We start from the raw sequence: 17,169 nt of genomic DNA on the forward strand, positions 1-17,169 counted from the left end.
CGCTAAACAAGCAGAATAAGATGGCACTTCCTACAGAATTTATCACCCGTACCCGTGCGTTGCTGGGGCAAGAGTTCGAGCAGCTCGAAGCCGCGCTTCAGGCCGATGTCCCTGTTAGTATCCGTATCAATAAATCGAAAGGCCTTTCCGCTCCGGGACAGGGAGAAGAGGTTGCCTGGTGTGAAAATGGCTATTATCTTCCGGAGCGTTTGTCTTTTACATTCGACCCTTTGTTTCATGCCGGAACTTATTATGTGCAGGAGGCTTCCTCCATGTTTCTGGAGCAGGTCGTGCGCAAATATGTATCCGAACCTGTAAAATGCCTGGACCTTTGTGCTGCTCCGGGGGGTAAATCTACGCATTTGAGCAGTTTGTTGCCGGAAGGAAGTTTGTTGGTCAGCAACGAAGTAATCCGTAGCCGTAGTCATATCTTAGCGGAAAATATGACAAAGTGGGGAAATCCGAATACAATCGTGGTAAATAACGACCCGGAAGAAATCGGCCGGTTGACGCATTTATTTGACTTGATAGTAACCGATGTCCCCTGTTCCGGAGAGGGAATGTTTCGTAAAGACACGGATAGTACCGGTGAATGGAGCGTAGCCAATGTCGAACTTTGTGCCGCGCGCAGCCGCCGCATCATTCACGATATTTGGAATGCGCTGAAACCTGGAGGCCTGCTTGTTTACAGCACCTGCACCTACAATACGGAGGAGGATGAGGAAAATATACATTATATAATAGAAGAACTGGATGCCGAAGCATTGACCGTCCCGACTCAGGAGGCATGGCAGATTGCCGGTCCGCTCAAATACAATCACCCGGTCTATCGCTTTTTCCCGCACCGTACCAAGGGTGAAGGTTTCTTTCTTGCCGTGCTTCGTAAAGCGGAAGGAGAGCGCGAGGAAGTTCGCCTGAAAACGAAAAACAAACGGGAAAAGGGAAAAACAGCTCCGGTTATTCCGGCTATTGTCCGTAACTGGTTGTCGGAGCCTGAAGTATTTTGTTTTGAAATGTGCGAGGATACCGTCCAAGCTTTTCCGTCCACTCATTATGAAACTTATCAACTGATAGCCGACAGGTTGCGGATTGTCACGGCCGGTATCCGTTTAGGGGAGGTCAAAGGGAAAGACATTCTTCCTGCCCATGCTTTGGCAATGAGTACGGCTTTGAATAAAAAGAGCTTCACGACTGTGGAGTTAAGTTGGGAAGATGCTATCCGGTATTTGAAAAAAGAAGCTCTCCTGTTGCTGGGAGAAACACCGAAAGGATATGTTTTGGTGTGTTACCGGGATTATCCCTTAGGCTTTGTGAAGCATCTCGGCAACCGGGCTAATAATCTTTACCCACAGGAATGGCGCATTCGCACGGGATATTTGCCGGAAAAGGTCTTACTCTTTTCTGAAAAAGCATAGCGGGTATTTTGTTTTTGATGCCGTCGAAAATGTTTCTGACGGCGTCGTGAATATTTTTGACGCCGTCGTGAATGTTTTCGACGGCGTCAAAAACAACTTTCCTTCGCATCTATTTCCGAATAGCTGGCGTTTCTATTACTCTTTCCTCCTTAGGTATTCGTAAATGGCTAACTGGGCGCGGACTTTTACCGGGTCATCGTTCTTCTTGAAGTTGTTGCATAAGTTCTCGTCGATGAAACAGGCTTTTACGTTATCTTGTAACTGGATTTTCAAGATATTGAGAATATCCGTTTTAATATCGGGAATGAGTATCGGAAAAGCTGTCTCGATACGGCGATTCAGGTTGCGGCGCATCCAGTCGGCCGAGGTCAGGAACAGGTCTTCCTGCCCGTCGTTATAAAAATACCAGATACGGGAGTGCTCCAGAAACATATCGACAATACGGGTAACGCGAATATTGGCACTGTAGGGCTGGTTGGGGACCAAGCAACAGATACCTCGTACTATCAGGTCGATTTTCACCCCGTTTTCGCTGGCATTATAAAGCTCGTTTATCATGTTTTGGTCGTGGAGTCCGTTCATCTTCAGAATGATACGTCCCTCCCTTCCGGCTTTCACGTGTTCTATTTCCCGATGAATCATGCGAGTCAGTTCCGGGACCATATTGAAACGTGCCACTAGTAAATGGCGGAAAGTAGGCTCTTGCAATTTCCCTTCCAATATCGCGAATACTTTATTAATGTCGGTTATTATTTCCGCGTTTGAAGTTAGCAAAGCCATATCCGAATATATTTTAGCCGTTTTCTCATTGAAATTGCCGGTACTTAAATAAGCGAAATCGCGTCGTTTATTGCCGTCTTCCGTATCTTTTCGGAGGATAACGGCTACCTTGGCATGTACCTTCAATCCGGGGATGCTGTAAATAATCCGGATTCCTGCTTGTTCCATCCGTTCGGCTGTGCTCATATTGTTTTCTTCGTCGAAACGGGCTTTCAGTTCGACGAAGACGGTTACTTTTTTCCCGTTCTGAGCGGCACTAATCAGTGTGTTGATGACAGCCGAGTTTTCCGCCACCCGGTATTGGGTGATTTTTATCTCGTCGACTTTCGGGTCGAAAGCAGCTTCCATCAGGAAACGTATCAGGTAATCGAACGACTGGTAAGGGAAATGAAGTAGAATATCTTTTTTCTTGACGGCCCGGAAAACGGAGCCCATTTCATCTAAGAAAGGAATACGCATGGGTACAGGGATTTGCTGTTCCAGTTCTTTCCCCCGCGGATTAGGCAGCTTAATCAAATCCTGCAAGTTATTATACCGTCCGCCTAGTACTAAATCGTCCGTCGTAATCCCAAAGGCTTCACAGACAAATGCCAGAAAATCATCCGGCATAGCGCTGTCGTACATGAAACGGCTTAAAGCTCCAATCTTGCGTCTCTTTACCTTTTTACGAATATCCTCTACAATGTTTGTCCCTTTTTCTTCGTTCAGGTAAATATCGGCATCGCGCGATATTTTGATGCTGTAGCAACTTTCCACCACGTAGCCGGGAAATATACTGGATAGGTTTGCCCGGATAATGTCGTCGATGAACATGATATAAAATTTTCCTTCATGCTTGGGCAACTCGATAAAACGCGGGACCTTGGCATAAGGAATTTTCATCAGGGCATAGTGATATTCCGGGATAAATCCGGGGTCGGACATCCGTTTGCTTTTCTTTATCATCCGGATAACCAGGTAAAGGCGCCGGTCGCGTATGAAAGTACGGATGTCGCCTGCTTGAATCATGACCGGAGAGAGGAACGGGAAAATCTCTTCATTAAAGAAATTATGTACGAATTCTTCATGAAAGGGTTCCGGAAGACTGTTCTGGTATAGATAAATGTTCTGCCGATTTAGTTCCGGTAATATCTTGTCGTAAAAAATACGGTAATATTCACGTTGCTGGCGGTTTACTTCGTGGGTGATTTCTGCCAGTATCTGCTCTGCTTCGCTGCCACTTTCGTCTGTGAAGTTCTTTTTCATAATCACTCCACGATGTTCGGCAACCCGGATTTCATAAAATTCTTCCAGATTGGAGGAATAAATAGACAAAAACTTGATACGCTCGTAAATAGGAAGCGTTTCGTCTTCTGCTTCCAGCAAAACGCGATAGTTGAAAGAAAGCCAGCTGATATCACGTTTGAAATATTTGTGTGAATTTTCCATTGTAATCTATTCTTCGGTGCGTAAATATAGATACTTTTGTATAATAAAAGAAATTGTTATGTTGAAAATAGGACTTCTTTCCGATACGCATGCCTGGTGGGATGATAAATATGCCGAATACTTTGCTGAATGCGATGAAATATGGCATTCCGGAGATATCGGCTCGGATTTGCTGGCGGCCCGTTTGGCTGCCTTGAAACCGTTCAGAGCCGTATATGGAAATATCGACGGACAGTCTCTTCGCCTCCAGTATCCGGAAATCGCCCACTTCAAAGTTGAAGAGGTAAATGTAATGATGACGCATATCGGTGGATACCCCGGACGTTATAATCCGGCTATCAGGGAAGAATTGTATGATACTCGTCCTAACCTTTTCATAGCCGGCCATTCTCATATACTGAAAGTCTGTTTTGATAAAAGTTTGAATTGCTTATATATGAATCCCGGAGCTGCCGGGAAAAGCGGTTTTCATCAGGTTCGTACCTTGTTGAGATTTGTAATAGACGGCGCTCAAATAAAAGATTTAGAGGTGATAGAGTTAGGAAACAGGTGAAAATAATGCCGGATTACAAAAGAAAAAGTGCTTATAATGGTTATTTATATCACTTGTTTTTTGTAATCCGGCATGAATGATTTTCTTTCAATACTCTTGGCAACAGAAATTTTCCGCCAGTAAAACCGTGTTTTGTATATAGGCGAATTCCTGCTCGAAGTATTCGCTGAAAACACCGGACCCCAGATTTTCCTCAATCTGTTTTGATGTCCACAACTTGCCGTTCGGTTGTTTGATTTGCTCCATGACTTCTTCCGAGCGTATGCACACGACATAAAGATTGACCAGATGTTTTACTTTTTCGTTTTCAAATGTGTAACGAATTAGAAAACGAGGCATTACGTCCTGTTCTTCGTTTAATGTTCCGATGGCATCCTTTACCGTACTTTCTATACTATGACGGAATAGTACATAACTGTAGAATGGATAATCGACGGCATCCGGAGATATAAATGCTTTTTTGCTTCGTTTAACGAGATAAAGCATTCCCTGATGAATAACGGCAATACGTACTATCGGATGATAATACTTTTTGGGAACGGAGCGGCTGACAGAGCGAGCGATACACCCGACAACTTTGCCACTCTCGTTTAATACCGGTAGCCACATCTCTTTCTGCAGGCTTCCTTGCATCATCGAAATACGTATCTGTTCGTATAAAATCAAAAGGATGCCTATTACGATTCCTAGTTCCCTATACAGAAAACGTTCCATTCGTACACTTTGCATTGTGTCCGGAAGTATGCTGTATACTAAGATGATAAACAGATGCAGCGTGTAGAGATTCTGAATAAGTTGTGCTACGAAAAAAAATTCGTTTAATGTCGTACGCATCAACGTTCGTTTGTATGTCGGGTGCTTGGATGTCCGGATACGATGCAAAATTGTTCGTTTTGCAAATCCGAGGAATGCCAGCACAACAACTAACAAGACCTCCGTAATTAACGGAGAATAAATGAATAACACTGGTTCAAGCCGGAGGCATAAAAAGATAGAATATAAAACTAGTGTTGTTGCAGCAGGCAATAACAGAAACTGATAAACTTTATCTTTACTCAATACTTGAAACAGGAAAATACAAACGAAACAGAAAGTTACACCAATTATGAAGGATAATAAATATGAAAAATAATTATCCAAAAACATAAATAGCAACAGAGGCAATAAGCCTATCGCTTGGTTGTCCAAGCTTTTCTTCACTTTGTTCATACCCTTTCCCCCTTTTCTCCCTTTATAAGATAACAATCAATATTGGGAAATGTTCGTACTATCATACGTGTTTTTCTGCGTGATAAGAAGAACGTACCAGTGGAGCGCTTTCCACCATCTTGAATCCTTTTTGTAATGCGATGGATTTGTAGGATTCAAATTGTTCCGGTGTGACATATTCTGTTACTGGGATATTTTTTCGGCTCGGTTGCAGATATTGCCCAATTGTCAATACGGAAACACCGGCTGCGAGAACATCATCCATTAGGGTGTGAACTTCATTGATTGTTTCACCCAAGCCAACCATAATACCGGTTTTAGCCGTGATGCCTTGCTTTGCGATGCGGGCAAGAACGGACAGGCTTATATCATATTTGGCGGCACTGCGTACTTGTGGAGTAATGCGGCGAACAGTCTCCATATTATGTGAAATAATTTCCGGAGCAGCCTTTATTACTTTATCAATCAATTCATATTGCCCTTGAAAATCGGGGATTAGAACCTCTATTGTTGTTTCGGGATTGACTTCTTTTATGGATTGGATTGTATCTACCCAATGTTGTGCGCCAAGATCGGGTAGGTCGTCGCGATCCACTGATGTGATGACGGCATGTTTCAGCTTCATCAAACGAATACTTTCGGCAACATTAGCCGGTTCTTTCGGGTCCAATGGAAGAGGTTTCCCTGTCAATGTGTTGCAAAAACGACAGGAGCGGGTACAAATATCTCCTGCTATCATAAATGTAGCAGTCCCGCGACTCCAGCATTCTCCCATGTTCGGGCATTTTCCACTTGTGCATATGGTATGCAGGCAATGAGATTCTACTATGCTTTTTGTCTTTGTGAATTGTTCATTCCCACCCAGCCGGATTTTTAACCAATCCGGCTTTTTTAAATGTTCTGACATTATAAGTTATAAATTATCAAATAGGAAATTAGACATTCTGGTATACAGGTGATAACGGGTATTACCTCCATAGATACTATGGTTACGGTCTTTATAAACCTGCATATCGAACTGTTTACCGGCTTGTACCAATGCTTCGGCATAATCCATAGTCTGTTGGAAATGCACGTTGTCGTCTGCTGTCCCGTGGACAAGCAGCAACTTACCTTGCAGGTTTTGGGCCAGACGGATAGGCGAAGTTGCGGCGTAGCCTTCAAAATTTTCTTGTGGCGTTCTCATATAGCGTTCGGTATAAACCGTGTCATAGTATTTCCAGTCGGTGGGAGGAGCCACTGCAATACCGGCTTTGAACGTACCGTTGCCGACACTCATCGACATCAACGTATTATAGCCGCCGAAGCTCCAACCCCAAATAGCGATACGGTCTTTATCCACATAGGGCAGTTCGCCCAATGCTTGAGCGGCTTCGACCTGGTCTCTGGCTTCCAGTTCCCCCATACGCAAATAGGTACATTTACGGAAGGCTTCCCCCCGGGCACCGGTTCCCCGACCATCTACGGAAACGACCACGATGCCGTTAGCTGCCAGATAGTGTTCCCAATCGAAGCTGTACTTATCCAGTACCTGCTGGGAATTGGGTCCGCTGTATTGAACCATCAATACAGGATATTTCTTTGATTCATCGAAATTGGCGGGTTTTACAATCCACGCATTCAGTTCATAATCTGAAGCTGTGTGCACTTTGAAAAACTCTTTTTTACCATACGAATAGCCTGCGAGTTTTTCTGTCAAGCGGGCATTATCTTCCAATGTACGTAATATTTTGTTCGATTTTGTTTCGTTGACCGTAATCTTTACCGGCGTATTGGCATTGGAATAACTGTTTACATAATAAGCAAAATTATCGCTGAAAGTTGCGTTGTTTGTTCCTTCTTGTGTAGACAGCTTAGTCTTGACACCTTTAGCGTCGATTTTATAAATAGCGCGACGTATCGGACTTTCCTCTGCCGATTCATAATAAACAATTTTGTTTGTTTCATCGTATCCCAACAGATTTGTCACGTCCCAATTCCCTTTTGTTACCTGGCGTTGCATGACTCCTGTGGGTGAATACAAATAGATGTGGGCATATCCGTCCTGTTCGTTTACGTACGTGAAACCGGTACTATAGAATTTGATGGAATTCAGCCATTCCGAATCGACATAAGCCTTGTTCTCATCTCGCAGAATGAGACGGAATACACCACTTTTCGGATTGGCATAATACATGCTGAATATGTTTTGATGGCGGTTCAACGTCATTACGGCCAGCTGATCCGGATTTTCAGTGAAGACAATTCGTGGAATGTAAAGTTCTTCCTCCGACGGAACTTTCAGTTCCTTGGTATCTTTTGTCGCAACACTATAAGAATGAAGCGTCACTTTCGAATTTTTTTCACCGGCTTTCGGGTATTTGTAATTATAGTAACCGGGATAAAGGTCTTTTCCGAACATCTGCATGGAATATTCAGGCACCTCCGATTCGTCAAAACGGACAAAAGTCAGATATTCACTGTCCGGCGACCATGCCATCAGGTTTGTTACAGCAAACTCTTCTTCATATACCCAATCGGTAATGCCGTTTAGTATTTTGTTGAGTTCGCCATCCTTGGTTACCTGGACTTCTGTATCGAAATCGAATTTTCTTATCCATATATTATTATCGGAAACATAAGCACACATGCGTCCGTCTGGCGAATAAGTCGGTATCATTTGTTTGCTTTTCGAGTCGGAAAGCGGCTTTAAGTAATTACGACGAACATCGTAATCGTAGACATTGGCTTTGAATGAACGGCGATAAATGGCTTCCGTATCCCGCCATACCAGGATGTGATGGCCTGTACTGCTGATTGTGTATCCGTCAAAGTTGTCGAATGTGCATTCGCGTGCTTTTTTAGTACTGAACAGCGTGTCAACCGGATTTCCGGTCCGATAAGAATATTTGATAATCATATTCCGGTCACTATTCATAGCAGTATAATGCTCTCCATCAGGCATGGAACGCATTTCGCCGATTGCTGTGACCTGACGGAACTGTCCGTCTGTTATTTCTTTTAAGCTAACTTGTTTACTTCCGTTTTGGGCTGAAAGACCCCCAATCAACAGGAACGAAAGTAAGATACCGAACCCCAATCGTTTCATTTTCTTTCTACTTTGTTTATCTCAGTTATCTTCTAATGATATGCAAAGTTAGTATATTCTTGTCGTATTTGATAGAAAATAGTCAATGATTAAAGGATATTTGTGTACTTAGGCCGTTTACAGATAGCATTTTATCAAAATATTAACCACTGGCTATTGAGCTTTAACCATTATAAATTACCTTTGCCGTCATGGAAAATGGTAGACCTTATCGTGATTTCGGTGATTTTTTACGGGGAATATTTCCTTTTAAAGTTCAAAAGATATCTGTCAATGCCGGTTTTACCTGTCCCAACCGGGATGGGACGAAAGGTTTCGGCGGATGTACTTATTGTAACAATCAAACATTTAGCCCGGGTTATTGCCACACGGAAAAAAGTGTGACGGAACAGCTGGAAGAAGGTGTTTGCTTCTTCTCTCGCAAATATCCGGAAATGAAATATCTGGCATATTTCCAGGCCTATACGAATACCTATGACGAGTTGAATGCGTTGATAGCTAAATATGAAGAAGCTTTGTCTTTTCCCGGAGTAGTCGGCCTGATTGTCGGAACGCGTCCGGATTGTATGTCGGATGCCTTGCTGGATTATTTTACGCAATTATCCCAAAAGACTTTTGTTTTGATTGAATACGGATTGGAAAGTACACTCGACCGGACATTGTTTCGTATCAATCGCGGCCATACACATGCAGAATCAGAGGATGCCATTCGTCGTACGGCGGGCAGAGGAATTTATACAGGTGCACATCTGATATTGGGGCTACCGGGAGAAAGCAGAGAAGAAATCCGGCATCATGCAGATGTCCTGTCCGCGCTTCCTCTCACAACTTTGAAATTGCATCAACTTCAGCTTATCCGGAATACGCGCATGGCTAAAGAGCAATCCGAACATCCTGAGCAGTTCCACCTTTATGCAGTCGATGAATATATCGATTTGGTTATCGATTTCTTGGAACGATTAACTCCGTCCATTATTGTGGAGCGATTTGTCTCGCAATCTCCTAAAGAACTGTTGATTGCTCCGGATTGGGGACTCAAGAATTTTGAGTTTACAGCAAAAGTGAATAAGCGTATTTTGGAACGGAATACGTGGCAGGGGCGATTATCGGACTACAAATAGGACAGACGAATGTATTTGTCTTTTTCAAATAGGTAAGGAAATACGCGGCAACAAACTATTCCTTATCATCTTTGGGGGAAGCCAATTCTCCTCGAAACGTAATACTTTGTTTATTAATAGGTGTTACGTTAATATTGGCGGAACCATTCGGATATACTTCTACGTGGAAACGGTATACGTCATCGTTTGTACGGGCTACGAATTTAATTTGAGCCATTCCTTTTTTATTATAGGAACATGTATAATCGGTAATTGATTTTTCAAAACGCAGTCCGTTTCCACCACCAAAGGGAGCCGAATAAGCTCTTCCATAATAAGGAAGATAGGAAATCGCAGAGTCACCACGCATTTCCAGAGAATATGGGGATGTCAGGTTTACTGAACGTCCTCTCATGGGCAGTGCACGGTTTACATCGATGGTAAACCGTTTTTTATCTATCATTTCTTTAACTTCTTTCTCTTTTTGCTCTTTTTTTTCTTGTTTGCTTTGGGCAAAAAGGGATTGTCCTCCGATAAGAAGGACAACCCCTATCAAAAAAAATAACCTAATGTTCATCATATACCTTAAATAACTAAACACTCTATTTTGCCTTACATATATAAGACAAGATGAAGTCCCGAAAGGTTTATTTCCTGACTGTTAAATTAACTCAAAATATCAGTTTCCTGTGTTCTCGTCATTCAAATTGCGATTTATAGAAAGGTTATGCAGTATATTTTCACCTTTGGATATTGTGTATGTCACGTAACTTTACGTAATTTGCTCCCTTATTTTTCTGAAACAGAATATAAACTTATGGAGAAAAAACATCAGCATCAAGGATTAACCAAGCAAGAAGTAGAAGAAAGCAGACGCCTTCATGGCGAGAATATCCTTACTCCACCGGAGAAAGCCTCCTTGTGGAGCCAATTTCTTGAGAAATTTGATGACCCGATTATCCGTATCCTGTTGGTTGCATGGTTTCTGTCGATGATTATCGCCGGTGTACATTGTTGGGGACCGGAAGCAAAAGGTTTTACTGCTTTTCTTGAGCCGATTGGTATCTTTTTTGCTATTATGTTGGCCTCATGTGTAGGATTCGCCTTCGAAGTGAAAGCAAATAAAGCGTTTGAAGTCTTGAATACAGTGAACGATGATACTTTGGTGAAAGTGATTCGTGAAGGTCATATATGTCAGATACCCAAAAGAGAGGTTGTTGTAGGTGATATAGTTGTTTTGGAAGCAGGTGAAGAAGTTCCTGCGGACGGACATTTGCTCGAAGCAATCTCTTTGCAAATAAATGAGTCGACATTGACGGGGGAACCGATTATTGGTAAAACAATCAACGAAGCTGATTTTGACGAGGAAGCAACTTATCCTTCTAATATTGTGATGCGCGGTACGACTGTTGTAGACGGTCATGGTGTCATGCAGGTAGAACAAGTTGGGGATGCAACCGGTTATGGCAAGGTTTATGAAGGTTCTCAGATTGATAATAATATCGATACTCCTTTACAGATTCAGCTGGCAGGCTTGGCGAAAGTGATTAGTAAAGCTGGATATACGATTGCTGCCGTTACATTTATTGCTCTTTTGGTGAAACTTTTGCTTGCGTCTTCCGGAATGCCGGTGATGGAGCTGATTGCACATATTCTGAATATCTTTATGGTGGCTGTCACGCTAATAGTGGTTTCCGTACCGGAAGGGTTGCCGATGAGTGTGACACTGAGTCTTGCACTTAGCATGAACCGTATGCTGAAAACGAACAATCTGGTTCGTAAGATGCATGCCTGCGAAACTATGGGAGCCACAACCGTTATCTGTACGGATAAGACCGGTACGTTGACGCAAAATCAGATGCAGGTCTATCGTACCAATTTTTATAATTTGGCTGACCAGCAACTCGGCAATGACGAACTGAGTAATCTTATTAAAGAAGGGATTTCGGTAAACTCCACTGCTTTTCTTGATTTTTCCGAAGATAAAATAAAGACAATGGGAAATCCGACCGAAGCTGCTTTATTGCTTTGGTTGAACAGTCAACGCCAGAATTATCTGGATATCAGAGAAGAAGCTCCGGTTTTAGACCAGTTGACCTTTTCTACGGAACGTAAATATATGGCAACTCTTGTACAATCGCCTCTTTTGGGTAAAAGAGTCTTGTATGTGAAAGGGGCTCCTGAAATCGTTTTGGCTAACAGCAATCGTGTTGCTATTGACGGGACTTATAAATCGGTTGAAGCTTGTAAAACTTCAATCGAACAGCAATTGCTGGACTATCAAAACCAAGCGATGCGTACGTTAGGCTTTGCTTATCAGATAGTGGAGGATGATGAGGATGTTTCATTCTTTGTAAATGGTCGTTTGCATCATACCGACCTTACTTATTTAGGTATTGTTGCGATATCCGACCCGGTTCGTTCCGATGTTCCGAAGGCTGTGCAAAGCTGTTTGAATGCAGGCATAGATGTGAAGATTGTCACAGGAGATACTCCGGGAACAGCCAAAGAGATAGGTCGCCAGATTGGGATTTGGAAGGCGGAAGATACTGAACGGAATATTATTACAGGTCCCGGTTTTGAGGCTCTTGCCGATGAAGAAGCTCTTGGTCGTGTGCTGGATTTGAAGATTATGTGTCGTGCACGTCCGACAGATAAACAACGTTTGGTTCAGTTGTTGCAGCAGAAAGGTGCGGTTGTTGCTGTTACCGGTGACGGGACGAATGATGCTCCGGCTTTAAAAGCTGCTCAGGTCGGGCTTTCAATGGGGGATGGAACTTCAGTAGCGAAAGAAGCCAGTGATATTACGATTTTGGATAATTCCTTCGGAAGTATCACACGCGCTGTCATGTGGGGACGTTCTTTGTACCGGAATATTCAGAAGTTCTTGTTGTTTCAGTTGACAATAAATGTAGCTGCTTGTTTGATTGTATTGCTAGGTTCTTTACTTGGAACCGAATCGCCGTTGACAATCACACAAATGCTTTGGGTGAACCTGATTATGGACACTTTTGCAGCCGGTGCATTGGCATCACTTCCTCCCAATGAGCGGGTAATGGATGATAAACCGCGTCGTAGTGGGAAAGGGGGCGATTTTATTATTACACGTCCGATGGCTTTTAATATTTTCGGGGTAGGATTAGCTTTTGTGGTTGTCCTGATGGGGCTTTTACTCTATTTCCATGCACAAGATGGATTGACTCCTCATGATTTATCTTGGTTTTTCAGTTTCTTTGTCATGCTGCAATTTTGGAATATGTTTAATGCAAAAGCATTTATGGAAGGACGTTCAGCCTTTGCTAATCTGAAAGAAAGTAAGAGCTTTTTATCTGTGGCTCTGTTGATTATTATCGGACAATACCTGATTGTTACTTTTGGCGGTGAAATGTTCAATGTCATACCCTTGTCATGGAAAGATTGGGGTATCATAATCGGCTCGACTTCTTTGGTTCTGTGGATTGGTGAAATAGGCCGGTTGATAGGCCGCTCAACGGGAAAATAGAACTTTCGGAAACGAAAGTTCTATAGATGCCAAATCGTGTTTAACTACAATTAATGATTGTACATATCTTTATTATAAAAATTCAAGATACGAATCAATGCGTCATGTGCTATTTGTGCCGGGCTGTCCGGATTGATTTCAATGGCTGAAAGATAATTATTTAGGGCTTGTCTGACATCCCCTTTTTTGCGATAAGCGTTGCCGCGCAAGTAATAGGCTTCGTCTGATGAAGTATTTTTTTTTATATATTCATCCAACAAACGGATAGCCTCGTCTGTTTTACCATCGGTAATAAGTTGTTTTATTGCATTCATACATAAATAGTTGAAAATTTGTAATTGGAAATCAAAATAGGAAAGATAAAAAACGTGTGTTTGACGTATTTTAGATTCCTGATTTTCAAATTTCAATTGCAAAGATATACGGTTACGTTAATTATTTATGTAAGTTTGCAACCGATTTCTAAAAAGAAAAGACGTTATATGCAAAAGAATCTGGTAATAGTGGAGTCCCCGGCTAAGGCAAAAACCATTGAAAAATTCCTCGGAAAAGATTATAAGGTAATGTCGAGCTACGGTCATATCCGCGACTTGAAGACAAAAGAATTTAGTATCGATGTCGAGCACGATTACAAGCCCCAATATGTGATACCTGCCGATAAGAAAAAGCTGGTATCCGAATTGAAGGCAGAAGCCAATTCGGCGGAACAGGTCTGGCTTGCATCCGATGAGGACCGTGAAGGAGAAGCCATATCTTGGCATTTGTATGAGGTGTTGGGTTTGAAACCGGAAAATACAAAACGTATTGTCTTTCATGAAATTACAAAAAGTGCTATCCTGCATGCTATAGAAACTCCGCGTGACATCAATATAAATCTGGTAAATGCCCAGCAAGCACGTCGTGTACTAGACCGTATTGTGGGTTTTGAGCTTTCTCCTATTTTGTGGCGGAAAGTAAAACCGGCTCTTTCTGCCGGTCGTGTACAATCTGTTGCCGTTCGCCTGATTGTAGAACGCGAACGCGAAATTAACGATTTTGTTTCCGAAGCAGCTTTCCGTGTGATTGCCAATTTTATTTTGCCGGACGGTACGACTATCCTGAGGGCTGAGCTTGGTAAACGTTTGAAAGATAAGAAAGAAGTAGAAAGTTTTTTAGAATCATGTAAAGATGCGACTTTTACTATCGACGATATAACGACCAAGCCTGTCAAGAAATCGCCGGCACCTCCTTTTACGACTTCTACATTGCAACAGGAAGCCGCCCGTAAGCTGGGTTATTCTGTTTCGCAAACTATGATTATCGCACAACGCTTGTATGAATCAGGATTAATCACTTATATGCGTACCGATTCTGTAAATCTAAGTGATTTGGCCCTGGGTACTGCCAAGGAGGCGATTGTTGAAACATACGGCGATAAATATTACAAATTCCGTCAGTATCATACCAAGAGCAAAGGGGCGCAGGAAGCGCATGAAGCTATTCGTCCCACCTACATGAGTAATGTGGAAATTACTGGCTCTGCACAGGAAAAGAAACTGTACGAATTAATCCGTAAACGTACAATTGCTTGCCAGATGGCTGACGCAGAACTGGAACGTACGACTATTTCGGTTGGAATCAGTGGTAAAAGCGAGAAGTTTGTCGCTGTAGGCGAAGTTTTGACTTTCGAAGGTTTTCTTCAGGTTTATTTGGAAAGTAATGACGATGAGAATGAAAAAGAGCAGGAAAACGGTTTGTTGCCTCCTGTAAAACTGCACGAGGTATTGAGTCTGAATGATATTGTGGCGACGGAACGTTTTACACAACGTCCGCCACGCTATACGGAAGCCAGCTTGGTACGTCGCTTGGAAGAACTCGGTATCGGTCGTCCTTCTACTTATGCTCCGACCATTCAGACTATCCAGAATCGCGAATATGTAGTAAAAGGTGATAAGGACGGTGTGGAACGTAAGTATCGCGTAATCTCCTTAGTGAAAAATAAAATAAAAGAAACGGAAAAAACAGAAATTGCCGGTGCCGACCGCAATAAGCTGATGCCTACCGATATCGGTATTGTTGTAAACGATTTTCTGATGGAATATTTCCCGGATGTCTTGGATTACAACTTTACGGCAAGTGTGGAGAAGGAATTCGATGCCGTGGCTGATGGTGAGATGGTTTGGACGAAAGCGATAGATAAGTTCTATAAAATATTCCATCCGATTGTGGAAGCTACCACGGCCATTAAAACGGAACATAAGGTAGGTGAACGCGAGTTGGGTATCGACCCGAAAAGCGGTAATCCTGTATTTGTAAAAATTGGCCGTTATGGTCCTGTTGTTCAAATAGGGCTGGCTCATACGGAGGATAAGGATGCTCCGAAGCCTCAGTTTGCGACTTTGATGAAAGGCCAGTCAATCGAGACGCTTACATTGGAAGAAGCTTTGAAACTTTTCGATTTGCCACGTACAATTGGTGAATATGAAGGTAAAGTCATGGTTGCAGCCATAGGTCGTTTTGGTCCGTTTATCCGTCACGACGGTAAATTCGTCTCTATACCGAAAGATTTTAATCCGCTTACAATCACACCGGAAGAGGCTATTACTTTGATTGATGAAAAACGGAAAAAGGATGAACAACGTTTCTTGAAGAAGTTTGAAGAAGAACCGGAATTGGAAATCCTGAATGGTCGTTTCGGTCCGTATATCTCTTTCAAAGGAAACAACTATCGTATACCGAAGACTGTAACCGATCCGCTTGCCCTCACATTAGAAGATTGTCATAAAATAGTTGCTACCGCAGCAGAAAAGCCGGCAGCAAAAAAGAGAACGACGAAAAAGAAAGCATAAACATCAAATAAAATCAGGAACGAGGAACACTTTTCGAGTTGCTTTCTCAATCCTGTTTATTTGGCTTATTCTTAAAAGTAAAAGAGAATGTTGTAAAAAAGAGATATTTTCTCCCTCCGGAGAGAAATGAAAAAACGGCTATCGCCCTAAAAATATTGGAGGCGGTAGCTGTTTTTTCATACTCCACAATTTTTCGGGGTGAGCCGTTATTTTGCCAAAAATATGCGGATTAGGAGAAAAAGGAAATTTCTGAAATGTTTAATTTTTAGGGATTTACCAAATTGGGAGTCTTTTAAAAGAAGTGTTACCAACAACCGAAAATGGGTTGATATAGCACTATCTTTCAGTATGTTATATCTTTGCTACGATGTAAGTCCCTTAAATAAGATTTTCACAGCTTTGCACCGTTCAACACAAATTTGTGTCTTGGGTACGATTTCTGAATGCAAAGATTGAGATTTATTTGATAGTAACATTGTTTTTCAGGAAATATCCTCCTGTCTTGGGTGCACCTTTAAATTCTATCATATCTTTCTCATTAAGGGACTTAAGATAGCGCATTGTTGTTCTCCAACTCTTTGAAATATTTTCTGCTATTTCCGAGGCGTTTAATCCCGGCTTCGTTTTTAATAAATCAATAACAGCCTGTTCATTCTCATTTACAGTATCATTTACTATGTCATTTTGAGTGTCATAGTTGGCATAGTTCTTTGCTTGTCGTTTAAACACTACCGTAAACATCCCGTCCGTATGAAATTCAGGTTCAGGAAGATTAGCTTCTTTCATGGCTTCTTGCATACGGGGAATACCGGATGCAACCCTTTCCACTAAATGCATGCGGGTAAATAATCCAAAGATTAACGGGTTACGTGTCATACTCTTGTGCCCGAAATCTTTAGCTACGATAGGCAAAAGCCCTCCAGGATTAGAAACCTCTACCCGGTCATCAAACATTTCTATTGTAATAGTTGCTCCCTGTTCGTAATAGTCACGATGTGAGAGAGCGTTAATAATGGCTTCTTTAAAAACCGTAAGAGGAATTTCCCAAATTTCTTCTCTTGGTCCTGCTCCCTCAATTTTATAAGCAACTTGTAGTTTGCTTTCAAGCCATGCCATAGCCTGCAAATATTGCTGATATAGTGGACCGCCAAAGGTTTTATCATCTATGATATATACCTTAGTAGTTCCTTTGAAAAGGACACATCTTGTTACAGCGTGTGGAAATTTTCGTTCAGGTTGTTTCCCAAAGAACATGGCTGCTCCATT

12 protein-coding genes are annotated in these 17,169 nt (G+C 42.2%); 5 read left to right on the top strand and 7 right to left on the bottom strand.

The features are described from left to right. The first annotated feature begins 20 nt into the window (after nt 1-20). Nucleotides 21-1,415: an rRNA cytosine-C5-methyltransferase gene (locus tag DW103_RS15930; protein WP_122277930.1), complete on the top strand. Its 1,395-nt coding sequence runs from the start codon at nt 21-23 to the stop codon at nt 1,413-1,415. Between the two features lie 135 nt (nt 1,416-1,550). On the opposite strand, the gene DW103_RS15935 is transcribed toward DW103_RS15930, so the two are convergent. Continuing rightward, nucleotides 1,551-3,623 carry an RNA degradosome polyphosphate kinase gene (locus tag DW103_RS15935; RefSeq protein ID WP_122277932.1) on the bottom strand — a complete coding sequence of 691 codons (2,073 nt, stop codon included), beginning with the start codon at nt 3,621-3,623 and terminating at the stop codon, nt 1,551-1,553. Nucleotides 3,624-3,681: 58 nt separating this feature from the next. Between DW103_RS15935 and DW103_RS15940 the strand changes: the two genes are divergently transcribed. After that, a complete protein-coding gene (locus tag DW103_RS15940; protein ID WP_122277934.1) occupies nt 3,682-4,176 on the top strand; it encodes a metallophosphoesterase in 495 nt (164 codons plus the stop codon). 87 nt (nt 4,177-4,263) lie between these two features. On the opposite strand, the gene DW103_RS15945 is transcribed toward DW103_RS15940, so the two are convergent. The 3 genes from DW103_RS15945 to DW103_RS15955 all read right to left on the bottom strand — a co-directional run bounded on the left by DW103_RS15945 (nt 4,264) and on the right by DW103_RS15955 (nt 8,473). Beyond that, on the bottom strand, nt 4,264-5,385 hold the full coding sequence (locus tag DW103_RS15945; protein ID WP_122277936.1) for a hypothetical protein: 1,122 nt from the start codon (nt 5,383-5,385) through the stop codon (nt 4,264-4,266). Nucleotides 5,386-5,446: 61 nt separating this feature from the next. Further along, the gene (gene lipA, locus DW103_RS15950; protein ID WP_122277938.1) at nt 5,447-6,292 is read right to left on the bottom strand and encodes a lipoyl synthase; all 846 of its coding nucleotides are present in this window, start codon (nt 6,290-6,292) and stop codon (nt 5,447-5,449) included. Nucleotides 6,293-6,298: 6 nt separating this feature from the next. After that, on the bottom strand, nt 6,299-8,473 hold the full coding sequence (locus tag DW103_RS15955) for a S9 family peptidase (protein ID WP_122277940.1): 2,175 nt from the start codon (nt 8,471-8,473) through the stop codon (nt 6,299-6,301). A 191-nt stretch (nt 8,474-8,664) separates the two neighbouring features. Here DW103_RS15955 and DW103_RS15960 point away from each other — a divergent pair, with 191 nt between their 5' ends. Next, nucleotides 8,665-9,594, top strand: coding sequence for a TIGR01212 family radical SAM protein (locus DW103_RS15960; protein ID WP_122277942.1), 930 nt, complete (start codon nt 8,665-8,667; stop codon nt 9,592-9,594). A 55-nt stretch (nt 9,595-9,649) separates the two neighbouring features. Here the strand turns inward: DW103_RS15960 and DW103_RS15965 are convergent, their stop codons facing one another. Then, entirely contained in the window at nt 9,650-10,153 is a 504-nt protein-coding gene (locus DW103_RS15965) for a DUF4251 domain-containing protein (RefSeq protein ID WP_122277944.1), read from the bottom strand. Between the two features lie 237 nt (nt 10,154-10,390). On the opposite strand from DW103_RS15965, the gene DW103_RS15970 reads away from it, so the two are divergent. Further along, nucleotides 10,391-13,075 (top strand): calcium-translocating P-type ATPase, PMCA-type, encoded by a 2,685-nt coding sequence (locus tag DW103_RS15970; protein WP_122277946.1) that lies wholly within the window; start codon nt 10,391-10,393, stop codon nt 13,073-13,075. A 50-nt stretch (nt 13,076-13,125) separates the two neighbouring features. Here DW103_RS15970 and DW103_RS15975 read toward each other — a convergent pair whose 3' ends face one another. Further along, entirely contained in the window at nt 13,126-13,389 is a 264-nt protein-coding gene (locus DW103_RS15975; protein ID WP_122277948.1) for a tetratricopeptide repeat protein, read from the bottom strand. 168 nt (nt 13,390-13,557) lie between these two features. Between DW103_RS15975 and topA the strand changes: the two genes are divergently transcribed. Beyond that, entirely contained in the window at nt 13,558-15,903 is a 2,346-nt protein-coding gene (gene topA / locus DW103_RS15980) for a type I DNA topoisomerase (protein WP_122277952.1), read from the top strand. Nucleotides 15,904-16,362: 459 nt separating this feature from the next. On the opposite strand, the gene DW103_RS15985 is transcribed toward topA, so the two are convergent. Then, a partial coding sequence (locus DW103_RS15985; protein ID WP_122277954.1) for an ATP-binding protein occupies nt 16,363-17,169 on the bottom strand: 807 nt, incomplete at its 5' end.

Origin of the sequence: Parabacteroides sp. AM08-6 (assembly GCF_003473295.1) — a bacterium.
In the GTDB taxonomy this organism is placed as follows: Bacteria; Bacteroidota; Bacteroidia; order Bacteroidales; family Tannerellaceae; genus Parabacteroides.